Source organism: Ideonella sp. B508-1 (assembly GCF_000333615.1).
Classification (GTDB): Bacteria; Pseudomonadota; Gammaproteobacteria; order Burkholderiales; family Burkholderiaceae_C; genus Ideonella.
Genome location: NZ_BADL01000317.1, coordinates 1 through 23,364, shown reverse-complemented (window position 1 = coordinate 23,364; position 23,364 = coordinate 1). Strand labels below are relative to the sequence as shown.

General features: G+C 69.8%; 19 protein-coding genes and 1 pseudogene. 6 read left to right on the top strand and 14 right to left on the bottom strand.

Going from position 1 to position 23,364, the window contains the following annotated elements; genetic code table 11:
* Positions 1-297: 297 nt before the first annotated feature.
* The 10 genes and pseudogenes from I73_RS27890 to I73_RS31665 form a co-directional block, all read right to left on the bottom strand.
* A complete protein-coding gene (locus I73_RS27890) occupies positions 298-690 on the bottom strand; it encodes an ATP-binding cassette domain-containing protein (protein ID WP_051049209.1) in 393 nt (130 codons plus the stop codon).
* Positions 687-1,535 carry an ABC transporter permease gene (locus tag I73_RS13690; RefSeq protein ID WP_022981127.1) on the bottom strand — a complete coding sequence of 283 codons (849 nt, stop codon included), beginning with the start codon at positions 1,533-1,535 and terminating at the stop codon, positions 687-689. Before I73_RS13690 ends, I73_RS27890 begins: the two co-directional genes overlap by 4 nt.
* 18 nt (positions 1,536-1,553) lie before the next feature.
* Positions 1,554-2,597 carry an aliphatic sulfonate ABC transporter substrate-binding protein gene (locus tag I73_RS13685; RefSeq protein WP_083876714.1) on the bottom strand — a complete coding sequence of 348 codons (1,044 nt, stop codon included), beginning with the start codon at positions 2,595-2,597 and terminating at the stop codon, positions 1,554-1,556.
* 123 nt (positions 2,598-2,720) lie between these two features.
* Positions 2,721-3,620, bottom strand: coding sequence for an ABC transporter permease subunit (locus tag I73_RS13680; RefSeq protein ID WP_022981125.1), 900 nt, complete (start codon positions 3,618-3,620; stop codon positions 2,721-2,723).
* A complete protein-coding gene (locus I73_RS13675; protein ID WP_022981124.1) occupies positions 3,613-4,413 on the bottom strand; it encodes a taurine ABC transporter ATP-binding protein in 801 nt (266 codons plus the stop codon). Before I73_RS13675 ends, I73_RS13680 begins: the two co-directional genes overlap by 8 nt.
* A gap of 5 nt (positions 4,414-4,418) precedes the next feature.
* Positions 4,419-5,426, bottom strand: coding sequence for a taurine ABC transporter substrate-binding protein (tauA, locus tag I73_RS13670; protein WP_022981123.1), 1,008 nt, complete (start codon positions 5,424-5,426; stop codon positions 4,419-4,421).
* A gap of 158 nt (positions 5,427-5,584) precedes the next feature.
* On the bottom strand, positions 5,585-7,162 hold the full coding sequence (locus I73_RS13665) for a family 2A encapsulin nanocompartment cargo protein cysteine desulfurase (RefSeq protein ID WP_022981122.1): 1,578 nt from the start codon (positions 7,160-7,162) through the stop codon (positions 5,585-5,587).
* On the bottom strand, positions 7,137-8,069 hold the full coding sequence (locus tag I73_RS13660) for a family 2A encapsulin nanocompartment shell protein (protein WP_026096706.1): 933 nt from the start codon (positions 8,067-8,069) through the stop codon (positions 7,137-7,139). Before I73_RS13660 ends, I73_RS13665 begins: the two co-directional genes overlap by 26 nt.
* Positions 8,070-8,141: 72 nt before the next feature.
* Positions 8,142-9,118, bottom strand: a pseudogene (epsC, locus tag I73_RS27885) (serine O-acetyltransferase EpsC).
* Positions 9,115-9,717, bottom strand: a complete 603-nt coding sequence (locus I73_RS31665; RefSeq protein ID WP_022981120.1) for an alpha/beta hydrolase — start codon at positions 9,715-9,717, stop codon at positions 9,115-9,117. Before I73_RS31665 ends, epsC begins: the two are co-directional and overlap by 4 nt.
* A 512-nt stretch (positions 9,718-10,229) precedes the next feature.
* Between I73_RS31665 and I73_RS27875 the strand changes: the two genes are divergently transcribed.
* The 4 genes from I73_RS27875 to I73_RS13630 all read left to right on the top strand — a co-directional run bounded on the left by I73_RS27875 (position 10,230) and on the right by I73_RS13630 (position 13,596).
* Positions 10,230-10,715, top strand: a complete 486-nt coding sequence (locus tag I73_RS27875; protein ID WP_022981119.1) for a MarR family winged helix-turn-helix transcriptional regulator — start codon at positions 10,230-10,232, stop codon at positions 10,713-10,715.
* Complete coding sequence (ylqF, locus tag I73_RS13640) at positions 10,712-11,668, top strand: ribosome biogenesis GTPase YlqF (protein ID WP_022981118.1); 957 nt, start codon at positions 10,712-10,714, stop codon at positions 11,666-11,668. Before I73_RS27875 ends, ylqF begins: the two co-directional genes overlap by 4 nt.
* A 176-nt stretch (positions 11,669-11,844) precedes the next feature.
* On the top strand, positions 11,845-13,146 hold the full coding sequence (locus I73_RS13635; RefSeq protein ID WP_022981117.1) for a sodium:proton antiporter: 1,302 nt from the start codon (positions 11,845-11,847) through the stop codon (positions 13,144-13,146).
* Between the two features lie 129 nt (positions 13,147-13,275).
* Positions 13,276-13,596, top strand: a complete 321-nt coding sequence (locus I73_RS13630) for a DUF1840 domain-containing protein (protein ID WP_022981116.1) — start codon at positions 13,276-13,278, stop codon at positions 13,594-13,596.
* 16 nt (positions 13,597-13,612) lie between these two features.
* On the opposite strand, the gene I73_RS34010 is transcribed toward I73_RS13630, so the two are convergent.
* From I73_RS34010 to I73_RS27870, 3 genes are all read right to left on the bottom strand, one after another.
* The gene (locus I73_RS34010; protein WP_022981115.1) at positions 13,613-14,212 is read right to left on the bottom strand and encodes a hypothetical protein; all 600 of its coding nucleotides are present in this window, start codon (positions 14,210-14,212) and stop codon (positions 13,613-13,615) included.
* A gap of 70 nt (positions 14,213-14,282) precedes the next feature.
* Complete coding sequence (locus tag I73_RS13620; protein WP_022981114.1) at positions 14,283-14,873, bottom strand: hypothetical protein; 591 nt, start codon at positions 14,871-14,873, stop codon at positions 14,283-14,285.
* Between the two features lie 6 nt (positions 14,874-14,879).
* Positions 14,880-15,284 carry a hypothetical protein gene (locus I73_RS27870; RefSeq protein ID WP_148289796.1) on the bottom strand — a complete coding sequence of 135 codons (405 nt, stop codon included), beginning with the start codon at positions 15,282-15,284 and terminating at the stop codon, positions 14,880-14,882.
* A 133-nt stretch (positions 15,285-15,417) separates the two neighbouring features.
* Between I73_RS27870 and I73_RS13610 the strand changes: the two genes are divergently transcribed.
* Both I73_RS13610 and I73_RS13605 read left to right on the top strand, forming a co-directional pair.
* The gene (locus tag I73_RS13610) at positions 15,418-15,801 is read left to right on the top strand and encodes a DUF4398 domain-containing protein (protein ID WP_022981112.1); all 384 of its coding nucleotides are present in this window, start codon (positions 15,418-15,420) and stop codon (positions 15,799-15,801) included.
* A 15-nt stretch (positions 15,802-15,816) separates the two neighbouring features.
* Positions 15,817-16,683 (top strand): OmpA family protein, encoded by an 867-nt coding sequence (locus tag I73_RS13605; protein WP_051049210.1) that lies wholly within the window; start codon positions 15,817-15,819, stop codon positions 16,681-16,683.
* Here the strand turns inward: I73_RS13605 and I73_RS27865 are convergent.
* Positions 16,620-23,364 (bottom strand): GH36-type glycosyl hydrolase domain-containing protein (locus tag I73_RS27865; protein ID WP_022981110.1); only part of this gene is annotated, 6,745 nt, incomplete at its 5' end. The two genes, I73_RS13605 and I73_RS27865, sit on opposite strands and share 64 nt — an antisense overlap.

Below are 23,364 nucleotides of genomic sequence, written 5' to 3'. Positions count from 1 at the left end.
TGCATCGCTGACCTGTTGCAGCGCGCTGGCCATGGCGGTCTGAAAGTCCCCCTTCTGGGTCGCGCGGGCGCGCGCCAGCGGGGTGCCGTCCGGCGCCAGGCCGGCCTTGGCCACCGCCTGGTTGAAATCGAAGGGCTTGAGTTTCAGGTCCATGGGTTCATCCTCCACAGGTGGGGAGCGATGGTTGCCATGGTAGGCAGCTGGCGGCGCCAAGAAGAACGGAACTGCCCCGGGTTTGGGGGGCTTCTTGCGCCATGGGCGGGGGGCCGGCTGCCGAACAATCGAGCCCATGCCCCCTCATGGGGCCCGATTTGCCGAACCCGCCCATCCATGGAGACCGACCTCATCGAGCAGCGCGTCAACGCGGGCGCGGTGGCGTGCCACCGGTCCGCCCGCGTCAAAGGCGACGTTCTGCGCCACCGTCAGCCAGGGGAACAGTCGGGGCTCCTGGAACACGAAGCGGATCTCCGGTGTCGGGCCGTGTACAGGCTGTCCCGACAGCAACACCTGGCCTCGGTAGTCCCGGTCCAGCCCGCTGACGATGCGCAGCAGGCTGCTCTTGCCGCAGCCGCTGGCACCCACCAGGGCCAGGGTCTCGCCCTGGGCCACCTGCAGGTGGATGTCGGCCAGAATGGGGCGGTTGCCGTAGCGCTTGCCCTGCACATGGATGTCGAGCAGTGGCTCGTTCATGGCCGCGACTCCAAGGCGTCGAAGGTGTCGCGCCAATGCAGGGTGCGTCGCTCCAGCCAGGCCATGGCGCTGTCGCTGGTCTTGCCCAGCAGCGCCAGCAGCAGGATGGCGGCCAGCACCAGATCGGCCCGGCCGGTCTCTCGCCCATCGGTGAGCAGATAGCCCAGCCCTTGCGTGGCGGCGATCAGCTCGGCCGCCACCATGAACATCCAGGCCAGGCTCAGACCGTTGCGCAGGCCGGTCATCACGGCCGGCATCGACGCGGGCAGCAGCACGCGCCGGACCATGTCCAGGCGACCCAGGCCCGCCATCTCGCCCACCTCCACGAGCTTGCGATCCACGTCACGAATGCCCGAGGCCACGCCCATGTAAACCGGGAAAAAGGCGCCGATGGCGATCAAGGTCAGCTTGGGGGCCTCGTCAATGCCCAGCCACAGCAGCAGCAGCGGCACCCAGGCCAGCGAGGGGATGGCGCGCAGCGCCTGCACCGAGGGGTCGATCAGGGCACGTGCCCGGGCGCTCAGGCCTACCCAGGCGCCCACGAAGGCGGCGGCACCGGCGCCGAGGGCAAAGCCCAGGAGCACGCGGACACTGCTGGCCTGCACATGGGACCAGAGCCCCTGTGGCCCCATGCCCACCAGGGTTCGCAGCACCTCCGTGGGCGGAGGCAGCAGATGGGCCGGCACCCAGCCGGCGCGCACCACGGCTTCCAGGCCCAGCAGCAGCAGGGCGGGCAGCAGCACGCCCTGGGCACGCGTCAGGATCGCCCGGAGCTGTTGCGGCAGGCGTGGTCGCCAACGTGAAAGAGCCCGGGCGGGCTGAAGTGAGCCGGCTTGGCTGTTCATGTGGACGTCCTTCTGCTGTCAGCCCTGGCCGTGGGTCAGGGACCGCGCAAACTGCGTGTCGATCAGTTCGGTCACGACCCTGTTGACATCTGTGCCAGGGCGGACCAACTGCTCCTGCAGCAGCAGGGGGGCGGCGGCCTGCAGTGCCTTGACATGCTCGGCGCCGGGCTGAGGCTGACTCAGATCGGTACGCAGCTTGAGCTGCAGCAGCGCGACCTGCAGGCTTACCTTCGCCTCCTCGGACACGATGCGCGCGGCCTCGCTGATGTGGCCGATCGTCCAGAGGCGGGCCCGTTCGTAGGCCGCGATGACCTGGCGAGTGATCTGTGGCTGCTGGACGATGAAGTCCTGCCGGACGTTCAGGAAGCCGTAGGTGTTGAAGGCGACGTTGCGGTAGAGGATGCGCGAGCCCGCATCCAGTTCGCTGGCGGCCATCAGCGGGTCCAGGCCGGCCCAGGCGTCCACGCGACCTTGTTCCAGCGCCGCCCGGCCGTCGGCGTGCTGCAGCGCGACGTGCTCGATGTCGCTGCGCTGCAGCTTGGCCACCTGCAGGGCACGCAAGAGGAAGAGGTAGGGGTCCGTGCCCTTGGTGGCCGCCACCTTCTTGCCCTTGAGGTCGGCCACGCTCTGGATGGGGGAGTCCTTTCGCACCAGCAGGGCCGTCCACTCCGGGCGCGAGAAGATGTACGGCGTCCGGATGGGGTTGCCATTGGCTTTGGCGAGCACGGCCGCCAGGCCCGCGCTGGAGCCGATGTCGATGGCGTTGCCGTTGAGGTATTCCAGCGCCCGGTTGCTGCCGGCACTGAACACCCACTTCACCGAGATGCCCTCGGGCCGCAGGGCCTCTTCCAGCCACCCAAAACGTCGCAGCACCAGGCTGGTGGGCGAGTAGTAGGCGTAGTCCAGCCGCAGCTCTTTGACGGGCTCGGCGGCCCGCAGCAGCCCGGGGGTGCCCAGGCTGGCCAAGCCCGCCAGGCCGGCCTGCAGCACGCGGCGACGGCCGGTCTCTAGGGGAAGAGTGGGAAGAAGGGGAAGCTTGCTTTGCGAATCGTCAAATGCCATGGACAAAACTCCTGCCAAGCGCGCAGTGTTGTATCCAGGCCGTCGAGCGCCAACGAAGGGTTTCGTGCCTGCTTGTGCGAAGCGTGTGCATTGGGGCCGAACGGCCGGTTCGACGCGCGGAGCTCAGCCCCGACCCTTCCACGGCGCCAGGCGCCGCTCCAGGGCGCGCATCAGCAGGTCCATGGCACAGGCCACGCTGCCGATCACCAGGATGCCCATCACCACGATGTCGGTGCGCAGGAAGTTGGAGGCATTGAGCACCAGTTGGCCCAGGCCCAGGCTGGCGGCCACCATCTCCGCGGCCACCAGCGTGGTCCAGCCGAAGCCCAGGGCGATGCGCATGCCCACCAGGATCTCCGGCAGTGCCGCCGGCAGCAGCACATGTCGCACCAACTGCCAGTGCCGCGCGCCCAGGCTGGCGGCGGCCTGGATCTGCTCCGGACTGGCCTGGCGCATGCCCGAGCGGGCGGCCAGCGCCAGTGGGGCGAAGCAGCTCAGGTAGATCAGCAGCACCTTGGGCAGCTCGTTGATGCCGCACCAGATGATGATGAGGGGCAGGTAGGCCAGCGGTGGCAGCGGCCGGTAGAACTCCAGCAGCGGATCCAGCACGCCGCGTGCCCAGCGCGAGCTGCCCATCGCGATGCCGACGGGAATGGCCGTCAGGCAGGCCAGCACAAAGGCCAGCAGCACGCGGCCCAGACTGGCACCCAGATGGGCCCACAGCGAATGGTCGTTGGCCTGGCCCAGCGCGTAGTCGTGCAGTTGCTGCCAGACGGCCTGGGGCGAGGGCAGGAACAAGGGTGGGATCCAGCCCATGGCCGTGACCCACCACCACAGGCCCAGCAGGCCCGCCACCGTTGCCAGGCTGATGGACAGGCTGGCGCCTTCGCCCGGCTCCCGGAAGCGGCTGATGCGGGGTGGGGCGGGCGGTGTCGTGGGTGTGGTGGAGGTGGTGGCCGGGCCGCTGGCTTCGGCAGGTGGCCAGGCCGGGGAGGCCAGCGTGCCGATCGTCGGTTCAGACATGGGCGGCGGCCTCCTGCCGCGGAGCCTGGTGGATGCGCGCCAGCACCTCTTCGCGCAGGGCGATGAACTCCGGTGCCGATTTGAGGTGGCGGGCGGATTCACCGGCCAGGTAGCGGCGCGAAAAGGGCAGGTTGTCGAAGGTGTGCAGCACGCGGCCCGGGCCGGGGGTCATCACCAGCAGCCGCGTGGCCAGGAAGAGGGCTTCCTCGACCGAGTGGGTGATGAAGAAGACCAGCTTGCGGGTCTGCGCCCAGACCCGCAGCAAGGTCTCCTGGACCTGTTCGCGCGTGAAGGCATCCAGGGCGCCCAGGGGTTCGTCCATCAGGAGCATGGCGGGGTCGCTGGCCAGGGCGCGGGCGATGCCCACGCGCTGCTGCTGTCCGCCCGACAGGGCCCAGACCGGACGGTCGCCGGCCTCTGCCAGCCCCACCCGCGCCAGCTCGGCCTGCGCGGCGGCCCGCCGGCTGGCCGCGTCCACGCCGCGCAGGCGCAGGCCCAGCGCGACGTTGTCACGGGTGTTGAGCCAGGGCATCAGGGCGTGCTTCTGGAACACCACGCCGCGCTCGGCACCGGGGCCGGTGATGGGGTGTCCATCGAGCAGCAACTCGCCTTCACTGGGCGGCAGAAAGCCGGCGATGCAGTTCAGCAGCGTGGTCTTGCCGCAGCCCGAGGCTCCCAGCGCGACGACGAACTCGTGGCCGGCCAGTCGCAGATTCACATCCGCCAGGGCTGTCACCGGACCCTGGGTGCTGGCGTACCGCACCGTCAGGTGGCGGATGTCGAGCGTGGTCATTCTGCTCAGCGGCCCAGCGCCTTTTGCGCATAGACGGGCGTGACGAAGGTGCCGTAGTCCGGCTTCACCTCCTGCACGCGGCCCTGCTCCTTCAGGAAGACGGCGGTGCGCGCCAGGGCCTTGGCGGCGTTGCCGCCCAGCCATTGCGCCGAGACCTGTTCCTGCACCGTCGGGAAGCGGTACAGCGCGATGGCCGCCGGCACATCCTTCGGGTCGGCCTTGCTCCACTTGGCAATCGCCTTGACTTCCGGGGTGTCTGCCGTCCAGTGGGCGCCATCCTTCCGGTAGCGGGCGTCGGCGGCGGCCACGGCCTTCACCAGCGCGACGACGAAGGCTTCGTGCTGTGCGGCCCACTGCGCATTGACCACCAGGCCATCGAAAGTGGCGTAGCCCTTCTGACCCAGGCTGCCCGAGGTGGCGATGACCTGGCCGCCCGAGGCCTTGGCCTTGGCCAGGGCCGGGTCCCAGATGAAAGCGGCATCGATGTCGCCGCGCTCCCAGGCGGCCGCGATCTCAGGTGGCCGCAGGTTGACGATGTTCACGTCCCGGGCCGGGACACCGGCTTCCTTCAGCCCGGCCAGCAACTGGTAGTGCGAGGTGGAGACAAAGGGCGTGGCGACCTTCTTGCCCTTCAGATCCTTCCAGCCGTGGATGCCGCTGCCCTGTCGGGCCACCAGCGCCTCGGCATCGGCAATGTCGTCCAGAATCCAGAACAACCGGATGTCCTGGCCCTGGCTGGCGGCGGCGGCGATCGGGCTGGAGCCGGCTTCGCCGATCTGCACATCGCCCGAGGCCATGGCCCGGATCACGTCACCGCCACCGCCGAACTGGCGCCAGGTGATCTTGTAGCCGGTGGTCTTCTCCAGTTCACCGGACTCGATGACGGTGCGCAGTGGCACCAGCATGTCCTGGTAGGCGAAAGTGACCTCCTGGGTCTGGGACCAGGCAGGCAGGGCGGCGGTCAGCAGGGCGGTTGCGGCGGCGAGCCAGTGGGAGCGCAGTGTATGGAGCATGTTGTCGTTGGAAAACTGCCAGAGGGAACCTGGATTCTGAAAAGGCCCCTGACTGCGCGGAACGAATGAAATCGTGCTTCCAGGCACGAAAAAAAATGGTCCGGCGGACCGGACCTGTGAAACCGCGCTCCTGATGAAACGCGGCGGGGCCGAAAGCGTCAATGGCGGGTCGCGGCCAAACGCTGCACCACCGTGATGAAGCGGTCCACTTCTTCGCAGGTGTTGTAGAAGGCCAGCGAGGGGCGCACGGTGGCCTCAACACCGAAGCGCCGCAGGATCGGTTGCGCACAGTGGTGACCGGTGCGCACCGCGATGCCCTCCCGGTTCAGGGCCTGGCCCACCTCGGCCGTGTCGTGGCCTTGCAGAACGAAGGACAGCACGCTGGCCTTGTCCGCGGCGCTGCCGATCAGCCGCACGCCCGGGATGGCGCGCAGGTGCTCGGTGGCATAGGCCAGCAAGGCATGTTCGTAGGCGCCGATGGCCTCGATGCCGATGCGGTCGACATAGCGCAAGGCTTCTCCCAGGCCCACGGCGTCGGCGATGTTGCCGGTGCCGGCCTCGAAGCGGTTGGGTGGCCCCTGGTAGATCGTGCGCTCGAAGGTCACGTCGGCAATCATGTTGCCCCCGCCCTGCCAGGGCGGCAGGGTCTCCAGCAGGGCACGCTTGCCGTACACGACACCGATGCCAGTGGGGCCGAAGACCTTGTGGCCAGAGAAAACCAGGAAGTCGGTGTCCAGCGCGGCCACGTTGACCCGCAGGTGCGAGACCGATTGCGCCGCATCGACCAAGGTGACGGCACCGGCTTGGTGAGCCAGGGCCACGATCTCCTGCACGGGGACCACGGTGCCCAGCGCGTTGGAGACCTGCGTGACGGCCACCAGCCGGGTGCGCGGGCCCAGCAGGCTGCGGTAGGCATCGAGCTGAACCTGGCCATCGTCGTCCACCGGGATCACCTTCAGCGTGGCGCCCCTTTCCTGCGCCAGCTGTTGCCACGGCACGATGTTGGCATGGTGTTCCAGGTGCGAGACGATGATTTCGTCGCCTGCGCCGATGTGCTGGACTCCCCAGGTTCGGGCCACCAGGTTGATGCCCTCGGTGGCGCCGCGCACGAAGATGATCTCCTCGGCTGAGCCTGCACCGATGAAGCGTCGCACGGTGTTCCGGGCGTCCTCGTAGGCGTCCGTGGCCCGTGCCGCCAGGGCGTGGGCTGCACGATGGATGTTGGAGTTCTCGTGCTGGTAGAACCAGGCCAGGCGATCGATGACGGCCTGGGGCTTCTGCGTGGTGGCGGCGTTGTCGAACCACACCAGCGGCCGCCCCTGGACGCGCTCCTGCAGGATGGGGAAGTCCCGCCGCACCGCATGCAGGTCGAAGCCGGGAGATGCGAGCGACGGCAGAGGCGTGCGGATGGCCGGCGGGAAGCCGCCACCGGTTTCCGAGAGAAAGTAGTACTGCGGTGTGGCAGACGGTTGGGGCGCCGTGGGCTGATGCAGCCCGTGGCTGGCTTGAACGGGCCGCCCGGCCACCGAGGGAAGGATGCCCAGGGCACCCAGTGGGGTGGCCGGTGGGGTCACCGGGGGCGCTGACGGGCGTGACGGAGCCAGCCCCGGTGGCAGCGGACTGCCTTCACCCGGCAAGGCCGCGAAGAACCGGTTGGCCAGTTGTGTCAGTGCCGCCACATCCAGCGGTGCGTCGGCGTGGGCCTGGGGCTCACTGGTAGGTGTCAGCGTAGGCATGGTACTTGCCGATCTCCACATCCTCGAGCACCGCCAGTGCGTCCGCGCTCTGCACGACCAGCGAGCAGTACAGCGAGATCAGATAAGAGGCGATGGCGTTGCGGCTGATGCCCATGAAGCGCACCGACAGGCCCGGGCTCTGTTCTCCGGTCAGGCCGGGCTGGAACAGCCCCACCACCCCCTGGCGTTTTTCGCCCACACGCAGCAGCAGGATCTTGGTCTTGCCGTTCTCCACGGGCACCTTGTCCGACGGCACCAGCGGCACACCGCGCCAAGTGATGAACTGCGAGCCGAACAGGCTCACGGTCGGCGGGGGCACACCGCGGCGGGTGCATTCGCGGCCGAAGGCGGCGATCGCCAATGGGTGGGCCAGAAAGAAGCCTGGCTCCTTCCAGACCTTGGTCAGCAGTTCATCCAGATCGTCCGGCGTCGGGGCGCCTGTGCGGGGGCGGATCACCTGGCCGGGTTGCACATTGGCCAGCAGACCGTAGTCGGGGTTGTTGATCAGCTCGCTTTCCTGGCGCTCCTTGATGGTCTCGATCGTCAGCCGCAGCTGTTCCTGGATCTGGTCGTGCGGGCTGCTGTAGAGGTCGCTCACCCGGGTGTGCACGTCCAGCACTGTGGACACGGCGGTCAGGAAGTACTCCCGCGGCTTGTCGTCGTAGTCGACGAAGGTCTGTGGCAGCTGCGACTCATCTCGCCCTGCACAGGCCACCCGCACGTCGCTGGGGTTCTTGACCCGGTTGAGCCGGTAGATGCCTGCCTCCACAGGTCGCCACTGCAGCAGGTGAACCAGCCAGCGTGGCGTGATGGTCGAGAGGATGGGGATCGTCTTGTCGGCGTTGGCCAACTGTCGGGCAGCGTTGTCGCTCAGGGCCTGTTGGGGAAGAAGGCTCGGGTCACTCATGGCAAATGAAGCTCCCTGGGCGCCCGCAGGCGCTCCAGATGATGGCGTTGATGGGAGTGGAAATGGTGAGGATCAGGGCGGTGTGCCGGGAGGCGCGCCGGGCTCGTGCAGGTTCAGGGCCTGGCTCACCTGGCTACCGGGGGGGACGCTGCGGGTCAGCCACACGTTGCCGCCGATGACAGAGTCGCGGCCGATGGTGATGCGGCCCAGCAGCGTGGCCCCCGCGTAGATGACGACGCCGTCCTCAACGATGGGGTGGCGGGGCGCGCCCTTGTGGAGTTGCCCGTTCTCGTCCACCTCAAAGCGTTTGGCTCCGAGGGTGACGGCCTGGTAGAGACGCACATTGGCGCCGATTTCTGCGGTTTCACCGATCACGACGCCGGTTCCGTGGTCAAATGAAAAGCCCGGTCCGATCCGGGCGCCCGGGGTGGAATTCAATGCCGGTGTTCGGCATGGGGCTGCTTCGCCAGCATGCGTGCCAACAAAGGAACGCCCAGGCGGTACAGCCCATGGCCCAGCCGGGGGTGAATCATGGCTTGCACGCCGGGGTAGCACAGCAGGACTTCGTTGACGCTGCGCGCTGCGGGGTCGCCTCGGTAGGCGGCCAGCACGTCGGTGTCCAGCAGCGTGCGGATGTCCGGCAGCGCGGCTGCAAAGCGGGACACGATGTCCAGGGACTGCGCCTCGGCGCGGTCCGGATCTTCCTTCTGCTGCCGGGCGGTATGGCGCAGCTCCAGCCGAGTCTGGGTCAGCAGGGTCTGCAGTGCACTGTCCAGCGCGTGGCCCACGAAATAGTCTTCGCTTTCCTGCCTCAGGTCGGGCGGGCCCAGGCGCATCGGAAACAAGGCCGCGCGCAGGGCGGCCACGATGTCCGCCACCGCTTCGGGGGAGGGCAGTTCCCTGCCGCCCGGCTCCCGCTCACGCGGCTGCGAACGCCGCCATTGCTGGCGGGCTTCCCGCAGACCGCTGACCACGCTGGCCAGATCCAGCGCGGGGCTTTCGGCGGTGGCGTCGTGTGCCACCACGCGCAAGGTGGTCAATGCCTTCATGCGCTGGCCACCCAGGCGGATGAAACGGGTCGGCTCAGAGGCGTCGGACACGGCCGCCGGGCTTGGGCTGCTGTGGTCTGCAGGGCCTCCAACAGTGCTTCTGCCAGCGGCCAGGGGCCATGCCCGGAGGCCACGTTCACATGGCCCACATGCCCGGCATCCCAGGTGCTGGCGCCCCAGCGTTGGGCCAACTGGGTGGCCTCGCCGCTGTCGAACCAGGGGTCGTTGCGGCTGGTGACCACGGTGGCGGGGAAGGGCAGCCTGTCGGCCAGCCGCTCCGGGGCGATCTGGAAGCGCGCGGGGTTGGCGGGGGCCACCAGCAGCGCTGCGCGCACCCGTGTCGTGGCGTGGCGGCTGGCCCAGCGCGCGGCCGTCAGGCAACCGAAGCTGTGGGCCACCAGCAGCCAGTCGCTGCCCGGTGCCTGGCGGATCGTGCGGTCCAGTGCATCGGCCCACTCGTCCAGCACCGGTGCATGCCAGTCCTGCACGGAAAGGCGCTGGGCGCCGGGGTGGCGTTGCTCCAGCCAGCTTTGCCAATGCAGGGGTTCGCTGCCATGCAGGCCCGGAACGATGATCAAGCGCATGGACGATGAGGACATGGCGGCAGGCTCCAGAGGGAACGGATGTCCGATCTTGCGGGCGGGGCCTTCCTCGACCAACGAAGATTTCGGCCTCTGCTTATGTGCGCCGCGCATCCCCGGGGCTGGAAGCGCCCCCCTGAGTCCCGGCGTCACGCACCGGCCGCTGTCAAGTCTTGACAAGTGCGACGGGACGCCGGGCGCGATGGTCCGCGCAATGCCTTTTTTTGAGGCATTCCGTCCAGGGGCCTGGGCTGACAAGGGCTTGCGTTGTCCGTCACCGGCTTATCCACAGGCTTGTGCAGCCTGGGTGTGGACCGGTGGTGGGCCGGGGCCATCCGGCGCTGCCAATTTTTAAGGCAATGTGACAGAAGTCCCGTTAAATCAGTCACTTGCAGAGTCGGGCCACGGCTTGTCCACAAGCTTGTCCAGTCCGGATGTGGATCGAGGGAGGGTTCAATTCCGACTTGGCAAGAAGGGCATTGGCGCGAATCGCCCTAAAATATCGTGTGCGATCAAAAAACTTTCCGACCATGCCTTTCTCCCTGGCCGTGCCGCCGAGGCTGGATGACCAGCTGTGCTTCGCCGTGTATTCGACGATGCTCGGGCTCAACAAGATCTACCGGCGCCTGCTCAAGCCGCTGGAGCTGACCTATCCGCAGTACCTGGTGATGCTGGTGCTGTGGGAGCAGGACGGGCTGACCGTCTCCCAGATCGGCGAACGGCTGTTTCTGGACTCGGCCACGCTGACGCCCTTGCTCAAGCGCTTGGCCGCCCAGGGCGTGCTGGAGCGCCAACGTGCCACCCGGGATGAGCGCCAGGTGCTCATCCACCTGACCGACAAGGGCCGCCAACTGGGCGAGCAGGCCAAGGGCATTCCGGCCTGCGTGGGCGAAGCGACAGGCTGCTCGCTGGAGGAGGTGGTGCGCTTGCGCGACGCCTTGGTCCAGTTGCGCCATGCGATGGCGCGGGCCGACGGCACGCCGGACGGCCCCGCGCGTGAGGAGCGTCAGCCATGACCGTGCAATGGTTCCCCGGACACATGCATGCCACCCGCAAGGCCATCGGCGAGCGGCTCAAGGCCGGCATCGACGTGGTAATCGAACTGCTGGATGCCCGCCTGCCGGGCTCCAGCAGCAACCCCTTGCTGGCCGAGATGACCCGCGGCAAGGCCGCGCTCAAGGTGCTCAACAAGCAGGACCTGGCCGACCCCGAGCGCACCGCGCTGTGGCTGGCGCACTTCAACGCCCAGCCGGACACCCGCGCCATCCCGCTGGATGCCAGCGAGCGTGCGCCTGCGCAGCGCCTGGCCGCCGCCTGCCGGGAACTGATGCCCCACCGCGGCGGCATGGACAAGCCGCTGCGCATCCTGATCTGCGGCGTGCCCAATGTGGGCAAGTCCACGCTGATCAACACCCTGGTGGGCAAGAAGGCCACCAAGACGGGCGACGAGGCCGGCATCACCAAGAACGAGCAGCGCATCAACCTGGACAAGGGCGCCTACCTCTTCGACACGCCCGGCATGCTCTGGCCCAAGATCATCGTGCCCAAGAGCGGCTTTCACCTGGCCGCGGCCGGCTCGGTGGGACACAACGCCTACGACGACGAAGAGGTGGCGCTGGAGCTGCTGGAGACCCTGCAGCCCGACTACCCCGGCCTGATCGAGGCCCGCTACAAGCTGCCCGCCGGCACCGCCGCGCTCAAGGCCGAGGCCCTGCTGGAGGCCATCGCCCGCCAGCGTGGCGCGGTGCAGGCCGGCGGCCGGGTGAACCTGGCCAAGGCCGCCGAGCTGGTCATCAACGACTTCCGCACCGGCATCATCGGCCGCCTGACCCTGGAGACCCCGGAAGGCTTTGCCGCCTGGCGCCAGGCCGCCGAGGTGGTGGAGGCCGCGCACCAGGCCCGCAAACAGGCCATGCAGCAGAAGCGGCGCAGCGAGTGGCGGGGCGAGCGGCCCGAGGCAGGGGACTGAGGTCGGGGCCTGGGGCGCCTTGGGTGAGGAACGAGCGCAGTCGATGCGGCTGCGTGTGGCACCGGGATGCATCCTCGGCGTATGCTCAACTGCATTCAAGCGTAGCGCGTTCCGCTCTGTCGGTTTGTCGCATTCCCGGTCGCAGAGCCCGGCGCCACCCTGATGGGAAGGAACTCATGTCGTTCGCGGGCTGGTGTTTGTTCGCCGGGGTGCTTCTGCTCTCGCTGGTGCTGCTGGGCACCTGGCTGGGGCGGCTGCCGCTCAGCAGCGCGATGGTGTATCTGGTGCTCGGATGGGTCTTGGGGCCTGCGGCTTTGAACGTACTGACGCCCGATCCGACGCGGTACGCGGCCCTGCTGGAAGTTGTCAGCGAAATCGCTCTGCTGGTGTCCTTGTTCGCCGTGGGACTGCAACTGGGGGTGCCCCTTCGGGACCGGCGCTGGCGTCTGCCGCTGCGACTGGCCTTCGTCTCGATGGCGGTCATGGTCGGGCTGATCACCCTGGTCGGGGTCTGGGGCCTCGGGCTGCCGCTCGGCGCCGCCGTGCTCCTGGGCGCCATCCTCGCCCCAACCGACCCCGTCCTGGCCTCCGGCGTGCAAGCCGAAGCCGGAAGCCATCCGGATCGGGTGGGGTTCAGCCTGGGGGGCGAAGGCGGGCTCAACGATGGTGCGGCGTTTCCATTCGCGATGCTGGGCCTGGGTCTGCTCGGCCTTCAGGGCCAGGGGGTCAGCCCGTCGCATTGGTGGCTTCTGACCCTGGGATGGGCGACGGGCGGCGGCGTCGCCATCGGTCTGGCCGTCGGCGCGTTGATGGGGCAACTGGTCGTCTATCTGCGCGCTCGCCATGGCGAGGCCCTGGGGTTGGATGTCTTCCTCGGGCTTGGGCTGATTGCGCTGTCCTACGGGCTGGCCCAATTCCTTCAAGCCTCCGGGTTTCTCGCGGTCTTCGCCAGCGGCTTGGCGCTTCAACGGGTGCGCGAGCATCCCACGGTGGGCAGCGAGCCCCTGGGGCGCCCGAGTGCGGCGACAGGCCATTCCTACGAGATCCGCGCGACGCACTCGCACCACGCCAGCGAGACCATGCGCGACTCGGTGCAGCTGTTCAACGGGCAGCTGGAGAAGTTGGTCGAATTGACCTTGGTGCTGCTGGTGGGCGCCATGCTGCCCTATGCGCAGCCACTGGCGGCCGCCTGGTGGTTCGTCCCCCTGGTGCTGATCGTGCTCAGGCCGATGTCCGCGCTGCCCGCCACCCTGGGCGAGCGGCTGACGCGCGCGCAGTGTTCGATGATCTCGTGGTTCGGCATCCGCGGGATCGGTTCCGTCTACTACCTGGCCTTTGCACTGCATCATGGTCTGGACGGCAGAGTGGCCGACACGCTCGTCTCCTTGACGCTGTGGACGGTCGCGACATCCATCGTGGTGCATGGCCTGACGGCGCGGCCATTGATGCGACGCTACCTCGCCCAACGCCCCTCCTGAGCATGGCTGCAGGCCGCGGCTTGACGTCAAGTCCGCAACGGGCTTAAGTTTCCCTGACAGGGGGCCCAAGCCTGCGGGTCATGGGCACCGCACCCTCCTGGCCATTCAACCTGTACGGAGTTGATATCCATGACTTACCGGTTCCAATCCAAGGCGGCAGGGGACGTGCTGATGCTTCGCCCCGATGGTGACAAGGTGTTGAGTGCGATGGGCCGAGAGCCGGCCGATCAGGGCGTCATTCCCCCGGAATCCATGCTGGGGGCGATCCAGGCCATTGAGGCTGCGCTTGCGCGTGAGAAGTTGCTGCAGCCATCGGGCCGCGCGAGCGACGATGCGCAGCGGTCCGAAGAGGAGGGCGAGGCGGTTTCTCTGCGACAGCGCGCCTGGCCGCTCGTGGAGATGATGCGGCGTGCTCACGCCGCTGGAGAGACGATCGTCTGGGGGGTCTGATCCCGCCCCGTGTCGCTCAGGGCGAGGGCATGGGCTGCAAGTCCGGCCCCCTCAGAATCACCGGCTCAAGCGCACCCGCATCCAGCCGGCGTCGCACGGCAGCCTCGATCTCGCCTGCATGGGCCAGATAGGTGGCCAGTGGCTGGTCGGTCGTCTCTTGGCTGCAGTAGCGATAGTGCAAGTCCACACCGTGGATGCTCGCGCCGACGAACCCTCGGTCGACCGGAACCCAGAAGCGCACGGTGCCCGAAGGCAGATGGAAGAAGGCCTCCGGCCTCATCGCAGACCCATCATCCTCTGACGGGGCGGTGCGAGACGCCTCGGAATCCAGCGTGTCATTGACGACCGGCGCAGGCGGGCCCGGCGGGCGTTCTGCGGATGCCGGCAATCCTCCGGAATCCGGATCGAGGCTCTCTGGCGCCACACCCTCGGACCGCAACAAGGTGCTCTCGGGTGCCTCCTGGAACTGGCCCTGTTCGGTCTCGAGCGTGTCGGGGTGGGGAGCAGGCCAGTCCTTGGGCTGTTCTTGGGGAGGGACCCCGGTCCACTGGAACCACCGCGCCCGCATCTGACCGATGACATGCCTGCATTGCCCCTGAATCTGTTGCCAGTTCATGTCGACTCCTGTGTGATGGGCGGTCATGCCGCCCGCGGCGTGTTCGGGTGTCGGTGTGCCAGCGCACCCTCTATCTGATGGATCCCAGCGGTTGTTCGCCCCAGGCCTGCAGTGGGCCCAGAGGGTTGCGCCGCAGTTCCACCTCGTCGATGGTCGGTCGCCCGCCCACCAGCTTGTAGACCAGGACGTCGTCCACGAACACCAGCAGAACATCCACCCGCCAGCCGGTGGTCACGGTCTCGCGTCGGAAGTTCAGCGAGTCGAGCCAGAAGCTGCCCACGCGATGCCGATGCAGCTTCTCCACCGCGATGGCATAGCCGCTGCAACGCTGGCCGGCCTGCAGGCAGTCGCGGATGCCCGGGTCGACGTCCTCGGGCTTGACCAGCGTGGCGGCGGCGAATCGCTGGAGCAGGTCTGCAAAGTGCAGGATGGTGATGGCCGAGCTTCGGCCTGGATCCAGGCCATGGGCATGCACGCCTTGCCGGGTGGTTGCGTAGGGCGCTATTTCAGACAGGGAGGCCACGGCGTCGTCGTAGCTGTCCCAGTCCGAGACGACCTCGATCCGCGCACTGGGCAGCAGCGAGGTGCAGCCCCCGATGAGCAGGCTCATTCCCAAGGCCACCAAGGTGGCGACGCGGGCGACCGTCTGCGAGGGGTGCATGGCAGCTCAGGCCCCGGCGGCACCCGGGGGACAAGGCCGCTGGCGCAGAGGGTCGCTCGGGCGCTCGCGGCGCAACTGGTCCAGCGCTGCCAGGCACTCTCGCAGCACGGTGCCCGGCGCCTGCAGTTGCCGGCCCGGGTGCGGGTGGGCGGGTTCGGGCCTCTCGATGACCACGCGCACCAGCAGGGCCAGCGCAGCGCGGAACAGAAGATCCCAGTCTTCGGCGGCGATCTCCGAGGCGGTGGGCCCAGGATCATCACCTGATCCAGTCCAGGACGACGCATCGCTCTGGACAGGACGCCGCGATCCGAGGTCTGGCGCGAAGCAGGGCTCGTGATCGTTCCGCGGAGTCTGCGCTCGCGCGTTGCCCTCCATCTGGCTCTCGCGGCCTTGCATCCACGTCATGTTCATGTCGATCCCTGTGTGCAGTGTGGTGGATGAATGGATGCTGGCCCTGGGACTGCACAGCGTCGGTGCGCCAACGCACCGACCCGCCTGGGTGATCGGCACAGGCTGTGTGCTGGAACCAACCAGGAGATCCACGATGAGGACACACACTGCACTCCCACGGCCACGCGCAGCAGGCCTGATGGTCATCAGCGCGCTGCTGATGGTCGCCTGCGCACAGATTCCGGCACCCACCGCGGACATGGCGGTCTCGGAGGCGGCGCTCAACCACGCCCTGGGCGCTGGCGCCACGGCAGGGGCGCCCGCCGAGATGACCTTGGCCAGCGACAAGATGGTCCGGGCCCGTGCGGCCCTGCGCAGCGGCCACCACGAATCCGCCCTCCTGCTGGCGCAGGAAGCACGGGCCGATGCGCGCCTGGCCGAGGCCAAGACCGAGGCCGACAAGGCCGAGAAGGCCGCCGCCGTGCTGGGCGAGGACAGCCGCGCGCTGCGCGACGAGATGAACCGCAAGACCCCGTAACTCCCAAGGATGGCCATGACCCACTTCCCTCGCTTCCGTCTCTCCGCCCCGGGGCTGATCGCCTCGGCCGCCATTGCCGCCCTGTCCGCTTGCAGCAGCGTGCCACCCGGCAACCCCATGCTCGAACAGGCGCGCAGCGACTATCGCGTCGCGCAGGATGCGCCGCAGACGCGCCAGTACGCCGCCGCCGAGCTCAGCCAGGCCGGCACGGCCCTGACCCTGGCCAACGAGGCCGCCACCCGACGGGATGAGCCGGCCCAGGTCACCCACCTGGCCTATCTGGCCAAGCAGCAGACGGCGCTGGCCCAGGCGGTGGCCCGGCAGCGGGCCGCCGAACAGGTGGTCACCACGGCCAACGCCCAGCGGGACCAGCAGCGGCTGGGCGCCCGCACCCGGGAGGCCGATGCCTCCCGCGCCGATGCCCAGGCGGCCCGCCTGCAGGCCAGCGACAGCCAGGCCCGCAATGCCGAGCTGGAGACCCAGCTTCGCGACATGAACGCCCGGCAGACCGAGCGCGGGCTGGTGATCACCATCGGCGATCTGCTGTTCGACACCAACCAGGCGGCCATCAAGCCCGAGGGCCTGCGGGGCGTCGGAAAGCTGGCGGACTTCATGAGGCGCCATCCGGAGCGCCAGGCGCTGGTCGAGGGCTTCACCGACAACGTGGGCAGCGAGGTGGCCAACCTGCGCCTCTCGCGCCGGCGAGCCGAGGCCGTGCGCGACGCGCTGCTGGCCCAGGGCATCGGTGGCGAGCGTGTGGTGGCCCGGGGCTATGGCGAAGGCCATCCGGTGGCCAGCGACGACAGTGCGCAGGGCCGTCAGCTCAACCGCCGCGTCGAGATCGTCGTCTCGAGGGATGCGTCGGCCATCGCGCCCCGCTGATCCGGCAGGGGAATCACGAAGCAGCTCTCCGGACCCAGGTGGATCCACTCCAGGACCTGGTCGGGGCGCAGCCACTGTGCCCCTTCCTCATCCAGCGCCGCCTGCAACTGCTGCGGCGTGCCGCGCAGGCAGATGAAGCGCATGCGGCGGTCCCCGCGCCGCAAGATCAGCTCGGCGCGGGACCAGTGCGCCGGCAGGCAGGGTGAGAAGTGCAGCACCTGCGCCTGCAGGTGCAGGCCGAAGATCGACTCGACGGCGGCACGGTGCAACCAGGCCGCGGCACCGGTGTACCAGCTCCAGCCGCCCCGTCCCACCCAGGGCGGTGCACTGCAGACGTCGCCAGCCACCGCATAGGGCTCCAGCCCATAGACCGGGCCCTGCTGCGGGTGCTGGCTGCGGTGGGCCGGACTCAGCAGACAGAAGTCGCGGTAGACCCGCGCTGTGGTCTCGGTCGACCCCGGTGTCTGCCGTGCCAGACGGGCCTGTGCCATCAGGGCCCAGACCCCGGCATGCGTGTACTGGCCGCCGTTCTCCCGCACCCCGGGGGGGTAGGCCTGGATGTAGCCGGCGCTGGGTTCGGCCTGCGCCAGGGGTGGGGTCAGCAGCCGGATCAGACCCGCCTCCGGATCCACCAGAGCAGCCTCCACCGCGGCCATGGCCTGCTGCTGTCGCGCCAGCGGTGCCGCGCCGGACAACACGGCCCAGGCCTGCGCGATCAGGTCGATGCGGGCCTCGGCATTGCAGGCCGAGCCCAGCACCTGCCCGTCGTCGAAGAAGGCCCGCCGGAACCACTGGCTGTCCCAGGCCGGCCCCTGCAGGGCCGCGGTCCAGCCCTGCGCCGCCTGCTCCCAGCGGGCCACCCGTTCCAGGTCGCCACGTGCACGCGCCAGCGGCACGAAGTCGGCCACCACGCAGCAGAGGAACCAGCCCAACCAGACCGACTCCCCCCGGCCCCGGTGGCCCACCCGGTTCATGCCGTCGTTCCAGTCGCCGCCGCCCATCAGCGGCAGGCCGTGGGCCCCCACGCGCAGGCTGTGGTCGATGGCCCTGGCCGCATGCTCGTAGACGCTGGCCGACAGGGCGCTGGTTTCCGGCACACCATAGGCATCGTCGGCCCCCTCGGCAATGGCCGGGCCCTCGATGAAGGGAACCGACTCATCGAGCAGACCGGCATCGCCGCAGCGGTCCAGGTAGTGGCTGCAGGCATGGGGCAGCCACAGCAGATCGTCGGAAAAGTGCGTGCGCACGCCAGCGCCGCCCGGCTCGTGCCACCAGTGCTGCACATCGCCCTCCGGGAACTGGCGCGAGGCGCAACGCAGGATCTGCTCACGCAGCAAGGTCGGCGCGGTCCAGGCCAGGGCCAGGGTGTCCTGCAGCTGGTCCCGAAAGCCGGTGGCGCCGCCGGCCTGGTAGAAGCCCGCCTTGGCCCACAGCCGGCTGGAGATGCTCTGGTAGAGCAGCCAGCGGTTGACCAGGGCATCGAACAGCGGGTCGGGCGTGCTCACCGTGGTGGCGCTCAGCAGCGCGGCCCAGCGGGCCCGCACCTGTGCCAGGCGGGTGTCCGCGTCCACCACCGCGGCGCGCAGTGCCAGCTGTCGGGCCGCGTCGGGGTTGGCGGCATGGCCGAGCAGGAAGACGCGGCATGTGGAGGCGCCGGGCGCCAGGCTCAGCGAGTCCGCCAGCGCCGCGCACGGGTCCAGGCCCGGGCCCTGCCGCCGGCCGAAATGATCGGGCAGCACCAGGCGCCCCCGCGCATCGAAGAACTCCCGCCGGTCGGCGCTCCACTCGGGCAGATCGCTCGGCGTGCCCCCGGCCAGGGCCAGAAAGGCGGTGCCCGGGCCCAGGCCTGTCCCCAGTTCCCGCTGGGTGGCCAGCAGGGCCGTGAGGCGGGCGTTCTGCGGCAGGCGCTGGCTGTGCAGCGCACTGTCCACGCTGGCCCGGTCCTGGCGGCGGGCGCCGAGCAGCCACTCGACCATGCCCACCAGGCGCAGCAGCCGCGTGCGCGAGCCCAGGTTGTGCACGCGGATGACCACCTGCTTGACGGCCACCGTGGCATCCACGCACCAGCAGGCCGTGATGCTCAGGTCGCCGTGGCGATGCGCGATGTGGGTGTAACCCTGTCCGTGGCGGATCTGGTAGCTGGCCTCGGGCGCGCCCCAGGCCGAGGGCGCGACGCTCCAGACCTCGCGGCTGTGCAGGTCCTGCAGCAGCCACCACTCGCTGGGCGGGTCGGCCACCGGGTCGTTGGACCAGGCGGTGAGCTGGTTGAGCTGGCTGTTGAGGGCCCAGCTGTTGCCGCCGCCGGCCTCCGAGACCATGGCCCCGAAGCCCGGATTGGCCAGCACGTTGATCCAGGGGCGCTGCGGCCGGCAGCCCGGGCCCACGTCGAAGTGAAACTCCGTCCCCTCGGCGGCAAACCGGCCCTCGGGTGCGCGGCGGGCCGCCATGACCCGCGTGGCCAGCACGGTGCAGGCTGTGGCCTGGCGTCGTTCGCGGGCCTGTTCATGCCCGGCCATCCAGGCCTGGACATGCTGCAGCAGGGGCCGGCCGTCGGCGTGGAAGTGCAGGCGCGCCAGGTGCTGCAGCGTCGTCAGCTCGGCCTGCAGCAGGGTGTCGGCGCGCAGCAGGTGAATGCCGGTGCCCTCCGGCCCTGTCGACACGCCCATGTCGGCCTGGTGGCGTTCCTGCAGTGCGGCCAGGGCATGGTGCAGCTCCGTCAGGTAGGAGGTCGGCTGGTCGTTGACGATCACCAGATCACAGCCCACCCCGGCCCAGGCCCACAGGCGCAGGGACTGGGCCAGCGCACGCAGCAGGTTCATGCCCGAGGGGATGCCGATGTTCACCAGCACGATGGCCCGCTCGCCCGACAGGCCCAGCCGCCACAGCACGCGCCGGTCCCAGTCCGGCGAGGGCGCCGGCAGGCTGGGGGGGCTCCCGTCGCGACGCTCGCCCTCGCCGGGGCGCGGCCGGGCCAGGCTCAGCAACAGTGCGGTGCTCAGCCTTTGCGTGGCGGTGAAGTGATCCGGGCTGATGCCCAGGGCGGTCAGCCGGATGCTGGCCAGCGTGGCCGACATCAGGGCCGCACGTTCGATGTGGCTGGGCTCGCGGTACTTGTCGATCACCGCGCCCAGCGTGGAGGCCTGGTCGGCCGCGGCTGTCGCAAAGGTCAGCACCGCCTTGCCGTGCGGCGCGATGCGCAGGCGCGCTGCCAGGACGCAGACGGGATCCCGCCCAGTGTCGAGCTCGCCGGGCCGCAGGGTGTCCAGCTCGCCCTGCGGCTGGTGCCGCGCCCGGTTGCGGCCCAGCCAGCGCTGGCGGTCGGTCTGCGCCAGCAGCTCGCGCACGGGCGGCTCGCTGTGGGCCAGGAAGTGCGCGGCCAGCAGCCCGGTCTCGGTGTCCAGGCGAGGCCGCCGTTCGAACACGAGGGCCTGCTGCGCGGGCTGCCCCTGGGCCCGCAGGAACAGCTGGCTGAAGGCCGGATGGGCCTCGTCGGCGCGGGCGGAGGTCAGGGTGGGCTCGAAGGCCGACACCAGCGTCAACTCCAGTGCCTGCGCGCTCAGGTTGCGCAGCTCGATCTGGCGAAACTCGATGTCGTCCTCGGGGCTGACCCAGACCGTGATCTCGCTGTGCAGGTCGGGCCAGCGTGCGCTCAGGCAGACGCGGTCGGCGTGCCAGACGCTGTGGTACTCGGCCGCCGCATCCGGTGCCGGGTGCTGGGTCAGCGATGCCAGCGGCCGGTCGGGGCCACGGCGCAGGTAGAAGAAGCTGCCGTAGGCATCGCGCAGCGCGTCGTCGCGCCAGCGGGTCAGGTCCAGATCGCCCCAGCGGCTCCAGCCGGCACCATTGGCACGCAGGGCCACCCGGTAGCGGCCATTGGACAGCAGATGGCTGGGCTCCACCGCGGCCAGGCCGGGTGAGACCTCGTGCATCATGGCGGGCAGATGGCTCGGCGGCAGCGCCGAAGCCGGTGTGGGCGAGACCCGCAGATTCGAGATCTCGCGCGGCGCGCGTTCGTGCAGCAGTGAGCTGACCGCCTCGATGCGCACATGGGCCATGCCCCAGCGCTGGGCCACGCCCCCCAGCAGCGCATTGGCCAGGGCAACGATGCTCATGCCCTGGTGGTGGGCCATGAAGGTGGCCACCGGCGTCATGCTCTGGCCCAGCGTCTGGCGTGCCGGCGTGAAGTCCAGGGCCTCGAAGAAGCCGCAGGCGCCGCGCGCGCCCCGGCCTTCCAGGGCCAGGAAGTTCTGCCAGGCGGCCACCGGTGCGATTTGGGCGGCCAGGGCCGTCGCATAGGGGGCGACCACCAACTCGCCAGGCGGCGTGCGGCGCAGCGCCAGCCAGGGCACGCCCTGCGGGGCGTACTGGTAGGCCAGGCTGAGGTCGCGGCCGGCGTGGGCCGACTCGGAGATGCCCCATGGCAGGCCCCGCGCCCGGGTGAAGCGTCGCTGCTCGGTCAGCGCGACCTCGCAGGCCTCGCGCAGCGCACTGCCCGGTGGCTCGATCAGCATCAGGCTGGGCATCAGGTACTCGAACATCGACCCCGACCAGGAGCGCAGCCCCGCCCGTGTGCCCTGGGCGAAGAACGGCCGTCCCAGCGCGACCCAGTGGCGCACCGGTGCGCCACCCCCTGCGACGGCCAGCAGGCTGCTCAGGCGCGACTCCGAGGCCAGCAGGTCATAGAGCCCTGCGTCCAGCTGCTGCTCGGCCACCCGGAAGCCCAGGTGCAGCAGATGACGCTTGCGGTGGTAGAGAAAACCGAAGTCGGCTTGCAGCGCCAGCTGCTCCAGGTCGCGGGCCAGCGCCAGCAGGGTCTGGTGGGCGACAGTGGCATCTGCGTCGGCGTCCCGCGCCATCGAGCGCCGCGTGGCGCGCAGGTCCACCAGGCCCAGCTGCAGGGCGGCACGCTGCGCCGCATCCAGCCCATGGCGGTGGGTCAGCAGGGGGCGCAGCCGCTGCCGCCCGCGTGCCAGTGCGTCCTGCAGGGCCTGGGGGGCCAGCGGGTCCTCGGCCAGGGCGCGGCAGGCCTCGGCCACGGCCAGCAGGTGACCGCACAGGTTGCCGCTGTCGACGCTGGACACATAGCGCGGTATCAGGGGCTGGCCGCTCTGGGTGTCGTACCAATTCAGGAAATGCCCGCGGTGGCGCTCCAGGGTCTGCAGGGTGGCCAGTGTGGCCTGCAGCCGGTCGATCAGCTCGCTGGTGCCGATCCAGCCGAACTGGCGGGCACAGGCGGTGCTCAGCAGGTACAGGCCGATGTTGGTCGGCGAGCTGCGGTGCGCCAGCTGGTCCACCGGCATCACCTGCAGGTTGTCGGGCGGCAGGTGCCGGTCCTGGGGGCCGACGCAGCGCTCGAAGTAGCGCCAGGTGTCGCGCGCCACCCCATGCAGGTAAGCCTGTGCGGGCGCCGACAGGGCCGCGGCCCGCCGTGCGGCCATGGGCAGGCTGCCCCACCAGGTCCACAGTGGTGACGCGGCCCAGAGCAGGCACAGCCCCAGGGCCAGGCCCAGGTGGGGCGCCCCGCCGGCCCAGGCCAGCCCGCCCAGCGCCAGGGCCAGCAGGGGCGTGCGCCAGTGCTGGCGCCACAGCGCGCCCAGGCCGGTGTGGGCACCGGCCTGGGCGCTGGCCGCGGTGGTCCACTGCAGCAGGTGGCGGTGGCTGACGGTCATCCGGTAGAGGGCGCGCCCGATGGCATCGCAGTTCAGCGCCGCCTGCTCGGCCAGTTGGGCCAGGTGCCACAGCCCGCCCAGCACGGCGCGCGCCAGGTCGGCCGCGGCCAGGCGGTAGAAGCGGCGCAGCGCCAGCCCGCCGCGCCCGGGCAGGCAGCCCGCCAGGGCCCCCACCAGCGGGCCGGCGGTGAAGGCCACGAACACCAGGGTCAGGGCCACCCAGGGGGAGAGCAGCCAGCCGCCCAGGGTCAGCCCCAGCAGCAGCAGCGAGGCCGGCGCCACCAGGGAGCGCCGCAGGTTGTCGAAGAGCTTCCAGCGGTTGATGGCGCGCAGCGGGAAGCGCCGAGGCTGCAGCAGCAGGGGCAGCAGCTGCCAGTCGCCCCGCGTCCAGCGGTGCGCCCGGGCCGCGGCCACATCGGCGTGAGAAGGGGCCGCCTCGATCAGCATCAGGTCCGTCACCGCCGCGCAGCGAGTCAGCGCCCCCTCCAGCAGGTCGTGGCTGAGCACCAGGTCCTCGGGCAGGCGGCTGTCCAGGATCTGGTGAACGGCCTGCACCTGCAGCAGCCCTTTGCCGCTGAAGCTGCCTTCGCCGAACAGGTCCTGGTAGACCTCGGAGCTGGCGGCGCTGTAGGGGTCGATGCCGCACTGCCCCGAGAAGATCCGGTGAAAGCCTGTCAACTCCTGCGCGGTCGGCAGCGGTGTGACGATCCGGGGCTGCAGGATGGCGTAGCCGCGCTGCACGCCGCGGCCCTGCGCGTCCAGCTGGGGCTGGTTGTGCGGATGGGCCGCCACACCCACCAGTTCCCGCAGTCGGCCCGGGGGCAGCGCCGTGTCGGCATCGAGCGTGAGCAGGTGGCGGATGCCGCTGGCCAAGCGTGAGTCCAGGCCGAGGTCCAGAAACGCACTGCTGTGGCCGGTGGCCAGGGCGGCGATCAGCTGCTCGAGCTTGCCGCGCTTGCGCTCCCAGCCGATCCAGCGCCGCTCTGTTGACAGCAGCGCCGCTGGCGCTGCA

Bases quoted from the DNA above. Each gene is read 5' to 3' on its own strand.
- I73_RS27875 (WP_022981119.1), top strand. From the start codon at position 10,230: ATGCCTTTCTCCCTGGCCGTGCCGCCGAGGCTGGATGACCAGCTGTGC.
- I73_RS13690 (WP_022981127.1), bottom strand. From the start codon at position 1,535: ATGAACAGCCAAGCCGGCTCACTTCAGCCCGCCCGGGCTCTTTCACGT.
- I73_RS27890 (WP_051049209.1), bottom strand. From the start codon at position 690: ATGAACGAGCCACTGCTCGACATCCATGTGCAGGGCAAGCGCTACGGC.
- I73_RS13680 (WP_022981125.1), bottom strand. From the start codon at position 3,620: ATGTCTGAACCGACGATCGGCACGCTGGCCTCCCCGGCCTGGCCACCT.
- I73_RS27870 (WP_148289796.1), bottom strand. From the start codon at position 15,284: ATGAACATGACGTGGATGCAAGGCCGCGAGAGCCAGATGGAGGGCAAC.
- I73_RS13620 (WP_022981114.1), bottom strand. From the start codon at position 14,873: ATGCACCCCTCGCAGACGGTCGCCCGCGTCGCCACCTTGGTGGCCTTG.
- I73_RS31665 (WP_022981120.1), bottom strand. From the start codon at position 9,717: ATGTCCTCATCGTCCATGCGCTTGATCATCGTTCCGGGCCTGCATGGC.
- I73_RS13605 (WP_051049210.1), top strand. From the start codon at position 15,817: ATGACCCACTTCCCTCGCTTCCGTCTCTCCGCCCCGGGGCTGATCGCC.
- ylqF (WP_022981118.1), top strand. From the start codon at position 10,712: ATGACCGTGCAATGGTTCCCCGGACACATGCATGCCACCCGCAAGGCC.
- I73_RS34010 (WP_022981115.1), bottom strand. From the start codon at position 14,212: ATGAACTGGCAACAGATTCAGGGGCAATGCAGGCATGTCATCGGTCAG.
- I73_RS13665 (WP_022981122.1), bottom strand. From the start codon at position 7,162: ATGCCTACGCTGACACCTACCAGTGAGCCCCAGGCCCACGCCGACGCA.
- I73_RS13630 (WP_022981116.1), top strand. From the start codon at position 13,276: ATGACTTACCGGTTCCAATCCAAGGCGGCAGGGGACGTGCTGATGCTT.
- I73_RS13610 (WP_022981112.1), top strand. From the start codon at position 15,418: ATGAGGACACACACTGCACTCCCACGGCCACGCGCAGCAGGCCTGATG.
- I73_RS13635 (WP_022981117.1), top strand. From the start codon at position 11,845: ATGTCGTTCGCGGGCTGGTGTTTGTTCGCCGGGGTGCTTCTGCTCTCG.
- tauA (WP_022981123.1), bottom strand. From the start codon at position 5,426: ATGCTCCATACACTGCGCTCCCACTGGCTCGCCGCCGCAACCGCCCTG.
- I73_RS13685 (WP_083876714.1), bottom strand. From the start codon at position 2,597: ATGGCATTTGACGATTCGCAAAGCAAGCTTCCCCTTCTTCCCACTCTT.
- I73_RS13660 (WP_026096706.1), bottom strand. From the start codon at position 8,069: ATGAGTGACCCGAGCCTTCTTCCCCAACAGGCCCTGAGCGACAACGCT.
- I73_RS13675 (WP_022981124.1), bottom strand. From the start codon at position 4,413: ATGACCACGCTCGACATCCGCCACCTGACGGTGCGGTACGCCAGCACC.